Source organism: Bradyrhizobium sp. SZCCHNRI1029, from assembly GCF_032487555.1.
Classification (GTDB): domain Bacteria; phylum Pseudomonadota; class Alphaproteobacteria; order Rhizobiales; family Xanthobacteraceae; genus Bradyrhizobium.
Genome location: NZ_JAUEUK010000006.1, coordinates 215,528 through 228,437 on the forward strand (window position 1 = coordinate 215,528; position 12,910 = coordinate 228,437).

The following is a 12,910-nucleotide window of genomic DNA, read 5'->3' on the forward strand; positions in this document are numbered from 1 at the left end:
AAATCGTGCATACGCTGCAGCGCAATACGTGCCACTTGCATGTTAGTACACAAACGATACGCTCGGAGCGATCACCATCGCATCCTCGTTAACGATAGCATAGCGGACGACAGAAGGGCATGACGCCAGCAACGATTCGGCTGACCGTGAACGGACGGACGCATGACGTCGCGGCCGCGCCGGACACGCCCCTGCTCCATGTGCTGCGCAACGACCTCGCTCTGAACGGTCCGAAATACGGCTGCGGCCTGGGGGAATGCGGCGCCTGCACCGTGCTGATCGATGGCCGCGCCGCCCGTTCCTGCATCATTCCGGTGGAAGGCTGCATCGGCCGCGACGTCACCACGCTGGAAGGACTGGGCTCGCGCGAGGCGCCCGATCCGGTGCAGCAGGCCTTCATCGCCGAGCAGGCCGCGCAATGCGGCTACTGCCTCAACGGCATGATCATGACGACCAAGGCGCTGCTGGCGATCAAGCCCGATCCGTCACCCGACGAGATCAAGCAAGCGCTGCGCTACAATCTCTGCCGCTGCGGCGCGCATGTCGAAATCCTCCGCGCGGCGATGCGCGCGGCCGGCCACACGCTCGAGGCGCTGGACTGATGAACGATCGCCTCACCAAGGACGCCGACATGCCTCGCGGCCGGCTGGTTGTCGAACGTCCCATAGCCGGCAAAGATGGCCAGTTCGAAACCTTCATCCGGATCACGGCGGCAGGCGAGGTCTCCGCCTTCAACGGCCATGTCGATCTCGGCACCGGCATCCGCACCGCGCTGGGACAGATCGTCGCAGAAGAGCTCGACGTCTCCTTCGCTCGGGTCGTGGTCGTGCTCGGGGACACCGCGGTCGTGCCGAACCAGGGCGCGACCATCGCCAGCGAGACAATCCAGATCACCGCCGTGCCCCTGCGCAAGGCGGCGGCGCAGGCGCGCGCCTTCCTCTTGGCGCGGGCGGCGACGCAGCTCGACCTCGACGTTCAGGACTTGACGGTCGAGGACGGACTGGTCCGCGGGCCCAACAACCGCGTCCTCAGCTATGGCGAGCTGATCGGCGATGAGACGATCCGCCTCGAGCTCGCCGACGATATCCTCGTCAAGTCGGTGAACGACTATCAGGTCGTCGGCCGCTCGGTGCCGCGCGTCGACCTGCCGGCGAAGGCGACCGGTGAGCTCACTTACGTGCATGACGTTCGCGTCCCCGGCATGCTGCACGGCCGCGTCGTGCGTCCGCCCTATGCCGGCGTCGATGCCGGCCCCTTCATCGGGACCAGCCTTCTTGGCGTCGATAGGGAGTCAGTGCGCGATGTCCCTGGCCTGGTCGACGTCGTCGTCATCGGCGACTTCATCGGCGTCGTCGCCGAGCGCGAGGAGAATGCGATCCGTGCCGCCGAGCGCCTCGAGGTGAAATGGAAGCCGGTGCCGACCCTGCGCGACCTCGACGATGTCGAGAACGCGCTGCGGGCCAATCCGTCCGCTCCGCGCCGGCTGCTCGACAAGGGCGATGTCGATGACGCCGTCGCCGGCGCCGCCAAGCCGATGCGGAGGACCTATCTCTGGCCCTACCAGATGCACGGCTCGATCGGACCGTCCTGCGCTGTCGCCGACTATCGCGACGGGCAGATCCGCATTTATTCCGGCACGCAGAATCCGCACATCCTGCGCGGCGATCTCGCCAAGCTGATCGACTGTCCCGAGCACCAGATCGAGCTGATCCGCCTCGAGGCCGCCGGCTGTTACGGCCGCAACTGCGCCGACGACGTCACGGCCGATGCGCTGCTGCTGTCGCGTGCGGTCGGCCGCCCGGTGCGGGTGCAATTGTCGCGCGAGCAGGAGCATCTGTGGGAGCCCAAGGGCACCGCGCAGCTGATGGACGTCAATGGCGGCCTCACGGCCGACGGCTCGGTCGCGGCCTATGAGTTCGCCACGCGCTATCCCTCGAACGGCGCGCCGACGCTGGCGCTGCTGCTGACCGGGCGCATCGGGCCGGAGCCTGCGGTGTTCGAGATGGGCGACCGCACCGCGATCCCGCCTTACGACTATGAGCACATGCGCGTCACGGCGCATGACATGCCGCCGATCGTGCGTGCGTCCTGGATCCGCGGTGTCTCGGCGCTGCCCAACACCTTCGCGCACGAGTCCTACATCGACGAGCTCGCCGCCGAGGCCGGCGTCGACCCGATCGAATACCGGCTGCGCTATCTGAAGGACGAGCGCGCACGTGATCTCGTGAACGCCGTGGCCGAGCGCGCCGGCTGGACGCCGCGCCCCGTGCGGGAGGAGAAGACGCCCGAGAACGGCGTCGTCCATGGCCGCGGCTTCGCCTACGCGCTCTACGTCCACAGCAAGTTTCCCGGCTACGGCGCGGCATGGTCGGCGTGGATCGCCGATGTCGCCGTGAATACGACCACCGGCGATGTCAGCGTCACGCGGGTCATTGCAGGCCAGGACTCCGGCCTGATGATCAATCCCGACGGGGTACGCCACCAGATCGAAGGCAACGTCATCCAATCCACCAGCCGTGCGCTGATGGAGGAGATTCCCTTCACGCGCGGCAAGGTCGCGGCACGGGAATGGGGCGCCTATCCGATCATCACCTTCCCCGACGTGCCTGAGATCGACGTGCTGATGCTGCCGCGGCCGGATCAGCCGCCGCTCGGCGTCGGCGAATCCGCGTCCGTTCCCAGCGCCGCCGCGATCGCCAATGCGATCTACGACGCCACCGGCGTCCGCTTCCGCGAGCCGCCATTCACGCCGGAGCGCATTCTGAAAGGCCTGCGCGGCGGACGGGCGGAGACGCCGGCGCCGCAGTCGCTGCCCGCCCCCGAAAGACCGACGACCACGTGGCCCAAGCCCTTTGCCAAGCGGGGCGGCGTGATCGCCACCGCCGTCGCGGCCTGCGCCGCGGCGATCGGCGTCGCCACCGCCGTGTTGCCCTGGCGCGCCATCGCGCCGATCACGCGCCCCGATCCCTCGGTCTATTCCGCAGCGACGATCGCGCGAGGCGAGGCGCTCGCGGCGCTCGGCAATTGCGCTGTCTGCCATACCGCGGATGGCGGCCTGATCAATGCCGGCGGCCGCGCACTGGAGACGCCGTTCGGCACGCTGTTCAGCACCAACATCACGCCCGACGTCGAGACTGGCATCGGCGCCTGGTCCTATCCCGCCTTCGAGCGCGCGATGCGCGAGGGCGTGCATCGCGACGGCCGGCAGCTCTATCCGGCGTTTCCCTACACGCATTTCGCGCGAACCGATGATGCCGACCTGCAGGCGCTCTACGCCTACCTGATGGCACAGGCGCCAGTGAGACAGCAGGCGCCTGACAACGCGCTGCGCTTCCCATTCAACCTGCGGCCGCTGGTCGCCGGATGGAACGCTCTGTTTCACGACACGCAGCCGTTCCGGCCCGATCCGACACAATCGGAGCAGTGGAATCGCGGCTTCTATCTCGTCGAAAGCCTCGGCCATTGCAGCGCCTGTCACTCGCCGCGCAACGCGCTCGGCGCCGAGCAGCGCAACGCACATCTGGCTGGCGGCTTCGCCGATGGCTGGGAAGCCCCTGCGCTGACCGCGCTCTCGACTGCCCCGATCCCGTGGACCGAGGACGAGCTCTACACTTATCTGCGCTCGGGGCAATCGCGCTTCCATGGTGTCGCGGCCGGTCCGATGGCGCCGATCGTGAAGGATCTCGCGACGCTGCCCGACGCGGACATTCGGGCCATGGCGATCTATCTCGCCTCGTTCCAGACGCCCTCGCCCGAGGCAGCGAAGCTGGAGGCGATGGCCGCGGAGTTGGAAGCGCGCACCAAGGCGACCTCGACGGCGTCTCCGGCGGCACGGCTCTATCTCGGCGCCTGCGCGGTCTGTCACGAGGTGGGCGGCCTGCCGCTGTTCGGCAGTCGGCCCTCGCTGGCGCTGAACAGCAACCTGCACAGCGCCACACCCGACAATCTGATCCAGGTGATCCTGCACGGGATCATGAAGCCGGTCTCGTCCGATCTCGGCTACATGCCGGCGTTCAAGGACCATCTCAGTGACGTCCAGATCGCCGAACTCGTCGCCTATCTTCGTCAGCAGTTTGCTCCGGACAAGCCGGCCTGGACGGGCGTAGACGCCGCCGTCGGTCGCATCAGGTCCACCGTGGCGCAGTGAGGCTGAGCATGCTCCGTCTGCGCCCGGCGCCCCGACCACCACCCTGACGCGCATTCGGGCACCTCGTTGCCAGTAATTTCGCCTTGCGGCAGACGGTCTGCCGCTTCTAGAATTTGGGACTACGTTCCAAAAAATGGAACAAACGGTATCATCATGAGCGCTCTGACCAACGCCATCGACATCCTGCGCTGCTTCTCGACCGCGCGGCCCGACCTCTCCTTTGCCGACGTCCAGGTCCTGACCGGCAAACCGAAAAGCTCGACCTCCCGCCTGCTCCGCTCGCTGCGCGATTGCGGCCTGCTCGAGCAGGATCCGCACAGCCGCCGCTACCGGCCGGGCCTGCTCACCTTCGAGCTCGGGCGGCTGCACCGGGCCCATGACGACCTGATCGCCACCGCCGAGCGCGAGCTGCGCGATGTCTGCGCGCGCACCGGCCACACCGGCTACATCGCCGTGCTCGACGGCTATCAGCAGGTGGTGCTGCGCATCGTGCCCGGCTCCAATCCGCTGCGCGTCGTCAACCCGCCGGGCCAGCGCACGCCGGCCATCATCACCTCGAACGGCCGCGCTATGCTGGCGCGTCTGACAGACCAGGAGATCCGGGCGCGCGTGCCGCTCGACTACCCGAAGGTCCCGGCCAACTCGCCGCAGAACTTCACCGAGCTGATGGCGCGGCTGAACGAGATCCGCCGGACCGGCATCTCGGACGCCGCCGACGAGGCCATCGAGGGCGTCGGCTCGCAGGGCTTTGCGCTGACGAGCGGCGAGAGCGGTGAGCTGATCGGCATCGCCGTCTCCTACTCGGTCCAGGCCACCACCGAGATCGAGCGTGCCAATGTCCGCCGCGAGCTCGGCAGCATGGCCGCAAAGCTGCGGCGCATGACCGGCGATCCGCTCGGCCAGACCATCGAGCAATTGGCCGGACTGGCCTCCTGATGACGAGCAGCAGCGCGCCGCGCGTCAACAGCCTGGCGCTGTTGATCCTGCCGAGCGCGCTGCTGTTTGCGTTGTTCTTCTTTCTGCCGATCGGATTGATGGCGGTGATGAGCGTCCTGACCGGCAACCCCGTGGTCATGCCGAACGTCGCCCTCACAGCCAGGCACTATGCCCGCATGGGCAATGACGGCTACTATCTCGAGGTGATCTGGACCACGATCCGGATCGGCCTCTGGACGACGCTCGCCGCGCTCGTGATCGGCTACCCGCTCGCGCATTGGATGGCGCGGATCAAGAGCCGCACCGGCCATGCGCTGCTGCTGATGGCCGTGCTGGCGCCGATGCTGACCGGCATCGTGGTGCGTACCTTCGCCTGGATGACGCTGCTGTCCGACAAGGGTGTCATCAACCAGATCCTGGCCTCGCTCGGGCTGGTCACAAGGCCGTTGCAGCTGATGTACAATGAGACGGGCATCATCATCGGCCTGGTCCACATCTATGTGCCTTTCATGGTGCTGACGCTCACCGGCGTGATCGGTCGCATCGACGAGCGGCTGGAGCAGGCGGCGGAGAATCTCGGCGCCAGCCCATGGCGCGCATTTCTCGAGGTCACCCTGCCGCTCAGCCTGCCCGGCATCCTCGCCGGCTCGCTGCTCATCTTCGCGCTCGCGATCAGCGCCTATGTCACCCCGATCCTGCTCGGCGGCTTCCAGGTCATGACCTTGCCGATCCTGATCTACCAGCAGATCTCCGCCAACTTCAACGTCGGCTTCGCGGCTGCGCTCGGCATGGTGCTGCTCATCATTTCGCTCTCGCTCGTCATCGCGTATAATCACGTGCTCGGCCTCGTTTCGGGCCAGCGCGAGCTGCAATGAGGGCGCAGATGACGAGCCTTGCTCCGGGATCGCGGCCGCCGCTCGCTGCGCCAATCGGTCTGGCGGCCACACCTGCCCTTCGCAGCAAGGCGCGGCCGCTCCGGTGGGGCCGCAGGCTCTATCTCGCCGCCAACACCGCCATCCTCGTCTTCCTGCTGGCGCCGATTGCGATCGTGATCGTGTTCGCGCTCAACCCGACGCCTTTCATCCAGTTTCCACCAGTCGGCATCTCCTTTCGCTGGTTCGAGAAATTCTTCGCCTCGGGCGACTTCATGCACGCGCTGCTGTTCAGCATCGAAGTCGCGGCCATGACCACGGTCGCGGCCACCGTGCTGGGCGCCTCGGCCGCGCTGGCGATCGCCCGCGGCAACCTGCCAGGCTCCCGGCTGATCGTGGCGACCATGCTGTCGCCGCTCATGCTGCCGGCGATCCTGACCGGTCTTGCGCTGTTCCAGTCCTACGTACTGCTCGACGTCGGACGCCCGGTGTGGGGGCTGGTGGCTGGTCACACGCTGGTGACGATTCCCTACGTGGTGCGGACCACGCTCGCCGTGCTGCACAATTTCGATGTCAGGTTGGAGGAAGCCGCGCAGAATCTCGGCGCCAGCCCCACCCGGACCTTCTTCGAGATCACGCTGCCGCTGGTGAAGCCCGGCGTTCTGGCAGGCGCGATCTTTGCTTTCATCGTCTCGTTCGACCAGTTTCCGGTGTCGCTGTTCCTGGTCGCGCCGGGCAGCGAGACCTTGCCGATCACGCTGTTCAACTATCTGAAGTTCGATCTCGACGGCACCATCGGCGCGGCCTCGGTGGTCTCGATCCTGCTCGCCTTCATCGTCGTCATCGCGCTCGACCGCACCGTAGGTCTTCGCTCCTACGTCAAACTCTAAGGGAGATCCCGGACATGACCGCCTCATCGCGTCGTTTTCCCCTGAGCCGCCGCCGCCTGCTGACCGCGGCTGCGTCGCTCGGCGCCGGCGTTGTCGCTGCTCCCTTTGTCGCGCATGCGGACGAGCCCGTTCTCAACGTCACCGGCTGGGGCGGCAAATGGGGTGACGTGATGAAGGCCGAGATCGGCCCGGCCTTCGAAAGCGAGTTCAAGTGCAAGCTCAAGACCGACACCGCGCTGCCATTCCTGCCGAAGCTGCAGGCGAGTTCGCGCTCGGCTCCCATCTACGACGTGCTGCACACCAACTCCAACGAGCAGTGGGCGGCCGTGGAGATGGGTCTCGTCGAGCCCAAGGTCGACCCCAAGCTGGTTCCGAACATTGCCGACGTCTACCCTTACGCCGTCAGCGACAAGATCGTCGGCGTCTGCATCTTCACCAGCGCCATCGGGCTCGGCATGCGCACCGACAAGGGCTATGGGAGCGTCACGTCGTGGAAAGACTACTGGGATGCGAGATTCAACGGCGCGCGCGGCGGCTATGTGATCCCTGCCAACAGCCTGGGACAGGCGTTCGTGATGATGTGCGGCGCGCTGTATGGCAAGGGCCAGACCGACCTTGACGCCGCCTATGCAGCGCTGGAGAAGCTGAAGCCGATCAAGCTGGTCGACTTCACCGGCGCGATGGAGAAGCTGATCCTGTCCGGTGAGGTCGGCCTCGGCATCCTGCATGATTCCGGCATCTATCGTTACGACGGTCAGAACCAGACGGTCGACTTCGTCACGCCGAACGAGGGCGTGCTGTCGCTCGAGCAAGTGCTGAGCATCACGCCCGGCAGCAAGGTGAAGGAGCTCGCCAACGCCTATATCAACTACATGCTGCGCCCCGAGGTTCAAAAGCGCCTCGCTGAGACCGTCTGGTATTCGCCGGCCAACAAGAAGGTCAAGCTCGACTCCAAGTATGACGCCAAGCTGCTGACGACGCCGGAGAAGGTCGGCAAGCTGATCCAGGTCGACTGGAAGTGGTACAACGCACGGAAGGACGAGATCGACAGCCGGGTCAACCGGATCTTCCGCGCATGAGCGCTGCCATCGAGATCGCCGCGGTCAGCAAGATCTATGACGGCGGCGTACGCGCAGTCGACGCGGTTGCCGTGAACATCAGGCCTGGCGAGTTCTTTTCGCTGCTCGGCCCGTCCGGCTGCGGCAAGACCACCACCCTGCGCATGATCGCCGGCTTCGACAGCCCAAGCGCCGGCGAGATCCGCCTCGACGGCGCCGACATCACCCACGTGCCGGCGCACAAGCGCGACATGGCGATGGTGTTCCAGAACTACGCCCTGTTCCCGCACCGGACCGTGGCCGAGAACGTCGCCTTCGGCCTGCGCATGCGCAAGATCGACAAGGCGACGATTGCCGCGAAGGTGAAGGCAGCGCTGGCGATGGTTGAACTCGGAGGCCTGGAGAACCGCAGGCCGGCGCAACTGTCCGGCGGCCAGCAGCAGCGCGTCGCGCTCGCCCGCGCCATCGTCATCTCGCCCCGCGTGCTGCTCTGCGACGAGCCGCTCGGCGCGCTCGACAAGAAATTGCGCCAGCAGATGCAGTTCGAACTCAAGCGGCTGCAGAAGACGCTTGGCCTCACCCTCGTGTTCGTCACCCACGACCAGGAGGAGGCGCTGGCCATGTCGGACCGCATCGCGGTCATGAACGCCGGCCGCGTCGAGCAGATCGGCACCCCGCTCGAGATCTACGATCAGCCGCGGACGCGTTTCGTTGCCGATTTCATCGGCGACACCAACATTTTTCGTGGTCAGCGCGTGACCTTGGACAATGGCGTCGGGATAGCCGTCGGCAACGGTCTGGTGCTGGCCCTGGCGGACACAGTTGCAGCAGCCGAGGCCGAGGTTCTGTCGGTCGCGCTGCGGCCGGAGAAGATATCGGTATCGCCAGCCGAGGTGGCCGATGCCAAGCGGACAGGCATGTCCGCGCGCGGCACAGTCGAGAGCACCAATTTCCTCGGCGGCGCGGTGCTGTACCGCATCGCCCTGGAGTGCGGACAGCACGTGCTGGCGCAACAGCCGAATTCCGGAGCTGGTCCTCTCCACGCGCCGGGTCAAACGGTCACGCTCGACTGGCGTCCGGCCGATCTCGTCATTCTCGAGGATTGATACTGTGAGCGTTATATTCCTATTCCCGCAGCAGTACCGTGCGCCGCAGTCACAGAGCGACGTCGAAGAGCTTGTGCCGTGAGCGCAGCCGGCATGAAGACGATCAGCCTCGACGACATCGAGGCGCTCGCGGTCGGCGCCTGGATCCTCGGCACCGGCGGCGGCGGCAGTCCCTATCTCGGCCTGCTCAACCTGCGCCGGCTCTATGCGGAGGGGCGTCGCGTGCAGATGATATCGCCGCTCGACCTCGCCGACGACGACTGGGTCGCGGTGGTCTCCAACATGGGCGCCCCCTTGGTCGGGCAGGAACGGCTGGCCGACAGCCGCAGCATCGCGCGTGCGGTGCGCATGCAGGAGGAGATCAACGGCATCACATTTCGCGCCGTGATGTCGGTCGAGATCGGCGGCGGCAACGGCATGCAGGCGCTGATGGCGGCGGCGCATCTGAACATCCCCGTGGTCGACGCCGACTGCATGGGCCGCGCCTTTCCCGAGGCGCAGATGACATCGGTCGCGATCGGCGACCTCAAGCCCTATCCCTGCACGCTCTACGATCCCCGCGGCATCGAGGCCGTCGTGACCAAGGTGCCGAGCTGGAAGTGGATGGAGCGCGCCAGCCGCAAGATCTGCGTCGAGATGGGCTCGATCGCCTCGACCAGCAAGGCGCCGCGCACGGGCCGCGAGGTCAAGGACTGGGGCATCCATTTCACGACCACCAAGGCGATCGCGATCGGCCGTGCGGTCGAGGCAGCGAACCGGAGCCACCAGGATCCGATCGCGGCGATCCTCGATTGCGAGGGCGGCCAGCGGCTGTTCAGCGGCAAGATCGTCGACGTCGAGCGCCGCACCACCGAGGGCTTTCTGCGCGGCAGCGCCGTCGTGGAGGGCAGCGACGACGATCGCGGCACCCGGCTCAAGCTGTCGTTCCAGAACGAATGGATCGTGGCTTGGCGCGATGGCGAAGCCATCGCGATGTCGCCGGACCTGATCTGCGTGCTCGACAGCGTCAACGGCCACGGCATCGGCACCGAGACGGCGCGCTACGGCCAGCGCGTCACCGTGATCGCGCTGCCCGCGCCCGCCGTATTGACCAGCCCGCGCGGGCTCGAATTCGTCGGCCCCCGCGCCTTCGGTTACGACCTCGATTTCCGGTCGCTGTTTGCGACCCCTGGAGCTCCCTGAGAATGAAGCGGATTGGCATTGACGTCGGTGGCACCAACACCGACGCCGTCCTGATTGCCGACGACCATGTCGTCCACTCCGTCAAGGCTGCGACCACCGCCGACGTCACCTCCGGCATCCTCGCGGCGCTGAAGGCGCTGCGAGAAAATCCCGCGGCGGCCGTGCCGGTCGACGCGGTCGTGATCGGCACCACGCATTTCATCAATGCGGTGGTGCAGCGGCGGCACCTGCAGAAGATCGGCGCCATCCGCATCGGCATGCCCGCCTCCGCCTCGCTGCCGCCGTTCTGCGACTGGCCGGGCGATCTCGCCGCGCTGGTCAGCGGCGAGACGTTCATGCTCGAAGGCGGCCACGATTATGATGGCCGCCCATTCATGCCGCTCGACATCGGCGGCCTGAAAGCCGCCGCGCGCGCGATCAAGGCCAAGGGCCTGCGCGCGGTCGCGGTCGCCTCGTCGTTCTCGCCACTCGACCCGAGCTGTGAGATCGCGGCGCGGGCAATCCTCGCCGAGATCTGCCCTGATGTGGCCGTCACGCTCTCGCACGACCTCGGCCGCATCGGACTGCTGGAGCGCGAGAACGCCGCCCTGCTCAATGCCGCGCTCCACGACCTCGCGGTCACGACGGTCGCCGCCTTCCGCAAGGCGATCGCGGAGTCCGGCATCGATGCGCCGCTGTTCCTGACGCAGAACGACGGCACCGTGATGCAGGCGGAGATCGCGACCGCCTTCCCGGTCATGAGCTTCGCCTCCGGCGCCACCAACTCGATGCGCGGCGCCGCGTATCTCTCCGGCCTCGACGACGCCATGGTCGTCGACGTCGGCGGCACCACCAGCGACATCGGCCAGTTGCGCCACGGCTTTCCGCGCGAGGCCAACACTGTCGTCGAGGTCGGCGGCGTCCGCACGCTGTTCCGCATGCCCGATTTGCTCTCGATCGGGCTCGGCGGCGGCAGCCATGTCGAGCAGGATCCGGTCCGCGTCGGCCCACTCAGCGTCGGATACCGGCTGACATCCGACGCGCTGGTGTTTGGCGGCGACCGTCTGACCGCGACCGACATCGCGGTCGCGGCGGGGCTGATCGACATCGGCGACAGATCGCGCGTCGCGCATCTGCCGAAAAGCCTGATCGACGCCGCGCTCGCCGACGCCCACCGCAAGCTCGAGGGCGACATCGACCGCATGAAGACCGAGGCCGGCGACGTGCCGCTGCTCGCGGTGGGCGGCGGCGCCTTCCTGGTGCCGGAGCGCCTTGCCGGCATCTCCACCATCGTGCGCGTCGACCATGGCGACTGCGCCAACGCGGTCGGCGCCGCCATCGCCCAGGTCTCCGGCGAGGCCGACCAGGTCTTCCGCGACCTGACCCGCGACGAGGCCATCGCGGCGGCGCGGGCCATCGCCGAGGAGCGCGCGGTGCAGGCCGGCGCCGACCGCGACACGCTCAAGACGGTCGATGTCGAGGACATGCCGATCGCCTACCTCCCCGGCAACGCGCTGCGCGTCCGCGTCCGCGTCGCCGGCGCCATCGCCGAGCCGACCATCGGCGCGGCGGCGTAGTCCATCGTCGCTACGCCAGCTCGGCGATCCGCTCGACCCCGGCCTCCGCGCCCTGCGCCTTGGCCGCCGCCATCGAGCCGCCGAGGTCGATGCCGCGGCAGGCGTTGTCGATGACGATGGCCGCGAAGCCGAGCCGCCGCGCATCGACCGCCGAATAGTGCACGCAGAAATCGGTGGCGAGACCGACCAGGAAAACCCGCTTCAGGCCGCGCTCGCGCAGATAGCCGGCGAGGCCCGTGGGCGTGGTCTTGTCGTTCTCGAAGAACGCCGAGTAGGAATCGATCGCGCCACGAAAGCCCTTGCGGATGATGAGCTGCGCCTTGTCGGTCGCAAGCTCGGCATGGAAGGCGGCGCCCGGCGTGCCCTGGATGCAGTGGTCCGGCCACAAGGTCTGCGGCCCGTAGGGCATCGTGACGCTCTCGAACGGCGCCTTGCCGGGGTGGCTCGAGGCGAACGAGCTGTGTCCCGCCGGGTGCCAGTCCTGGGTCAGGACGACGTGATCGAACATCCCGCTCAGCCGGTTGATCGCCGGCACCACGGCATCGCCGTCGGCCACGGCGAGCGCGCCGCCGGGACAAAAATCGTTCTGCACATCGATGATGAGCAGCAAATCCTCGTTGGCCCTGATCTGCATTCCGGTCTGCATCCGTTTCACTCAAACTCCATCAAGGATGGCCCCAGCCCGCGGCGATCTCAAGCCGGGCCGCCGAATAATCCGCGGCAAGCCAGCCCCTCCATTTTGGAATCCCTGCCCTGCAGGACGGGCCTGGAAACGCCCGCCGATTCATGGATTCTCCCGGCGGGAGAGCGTGGCCGATGCAGACTGCCGTCACACACCATTCCGCGAGCCAGCGTCTCGAGCGCTGGGCGGTCGCCACCCTGCGCGAGGCCGGCGCGATCGTCGAATGCGAACAGCACGGCTGGATGCGCGAGCGCGGCGACCCGCATGCGCTGGCACGGGCGCTTCGCATCGCACGCGACGATCCGCCACGCGGCTTGTGTAGTTCGGACGCGCTCGCGGCGATCGAGGCCGTCCTGGCCGCGACCGGCGACACCTGCCCTGATTGTTCACGGCACGGAGAGCCGGAATATCCGCCGTGATTCAAATAAGTGATTCCGTAACTACCCCGAGATGCCCTAGCCTGAGGCCTCCACCGGGAGAC

Annotated in this window: 11 protein-coding genes; 10 read left to right on the forward strand and 1 reads right to left on the reverse strand. The window is 67.1% G+C overall.

Annotated features, from left to right (window positions below):
* Positions 1-119: 119 nt before the first annotated feature.
* From QW861_RS18775 to QW861_RS18815, 9 genes are all read left to right on the forward strand, one after another.
* Positions 120-602: a (2Fe-2S)-binding protein gene (locus tag QW861_RS18775; protein WP_316193384.1), complete on the forward strand. Its 483-nt coding sequence runs from the start codon at positions 120-122 to the stop codon at positions 600-602.
* Positions 602-4,147 carry a molybdopterin cofactor-binding domain-containing protein gene (locus QW861_RS18780; RefSeq protein WP_316193385.1) on the forward strand — a complete coding sequence of 1,182 codons (3,546 nt, stop codon included), beginning with the start codon at positions 602-604 and terminating at the stop codon, positions 4,145-4,147. Before QW861_RS18775 ends, QW861_RS18780 begins: the two co-directional genes overlap by 1 nt.
* A gap of 153 nt (positions 4,148-4,300) precedes the next feature.
* Positions 4,301-5,083: an IclR family transcriptional regulator gene (locus tag QW861_RS18785; protein WP_315828064.1), complete on the forward strand. Its 783-nt coding sequence runs from the start codon at positions 4,301-4,303 to the stop codon at positions 5,081-5,083.
* The gene (locus tag QW861_RS18790) at positions 5,083-5,958 is read left to right on the forward strand and encodes an ABC transporter permease (protein ID WP_315828063.1); all 876 of its coding nucleotides are present in this window, start codon (positions 5,083-5,085) and stop codon (positions 5,956-5,958) included. Before QW861_RS18785 ends, QW861_RS18790 begins: the two co-directional genes overlap by 1 nt.
* An 8-nt stretch (positions 5,959-5,966) precedes the next feature.
* Complete coding sequence (locus QW861_RS18795; RefSeq protein WP_315715496.1) at positions 5,967-6,845, forward strand: ABC transporter permease; 879 nt, start codon at positions 5,967-5,969, stop codon at positions 6,843-6,845.
* A 14-nt stretch (positions 6,846-6,859) separates the two neighbouring features.
* Entirely contained in the window at positions 6,860-7,924 is a 1,065-nt protein-coding gene (locus tag QW861_RS18800) for an extracellular solute-binding protein (RefSeq protein ID WP_316193386.1), read from the forward strand.
* On the forward strand, positions 7,921-9,009 hold the full coding sequence (locus QW861_RS18805; RefSeq protein WP_316193387.1) for an ABC transporter ATP-binding protein: 1,089 nt from the start codon (positions 7,921-7,923) through the stop codon (positions 9,007-9,009). The genes QW861_RS18800 and QW861_RS18805 overlap by 4 nt, the downstream gene beginning before the upstream one ends.
* A gap of 78 nt (positions 9,010-9,087) precedes the next feature.
* Positions 9,088-10,191 (forward strand): DUF917 domain-containing protein, encoded by a 1,104-nt coding sequence (locus tag QW861_RS18810; protein ID WP_315828060.1) that lies wholly within the window; start codon positions 9,088-9,090, stop codon positions 10,189-10,191.
* Positions 10,192-10,193: 2 nt separating this feature from the next.
* Positions 10,194-11,747, forward strand: coding sequence for a hydantoinase/oxoprolinase family protein (locus QW861_RS18815; protein WP_316193388.1), 1,554 nt, complete (start codon positions 10,194-10,196; stop codon positions 11,745-11,747).
* 10 nt (positions 11,748-11,757) lie between these two features.
* Here the strand turns inward: QW861_RS18815 and pncA are convergent, their stop codons facing one another.
* Positions 11,758-12,393, reverse strand: a complete 636-nt coding sequence (gene pncA, locus QW861_RS18820) for a bifunctional nicotinamidase/pyrazinamidase (protein ID WP_316164818.1) — start codon at positions 12,391-12,393, stop codon at positions 11,758-11,760.
* Between the two features lie 170 nt (positions 12,394-12,563).
* On the opposite strand from pncA, the gene QW861_RS18825 reads away from it, so the two are divergent.
* Positions 12,564-12,848: a hypothetical protein gene (locus tag QW861_RS18825; RefSeq protein WP_315715490.1), complete on the forward strand. Its 285-nt coding sequence runs from the start codon at positions 12,564-12,566 to the stop codon at positions 12,846-12,848.
* The last annotated feature ends 62 nt before the right edge of the window (positions 12,849-12,910 follow it).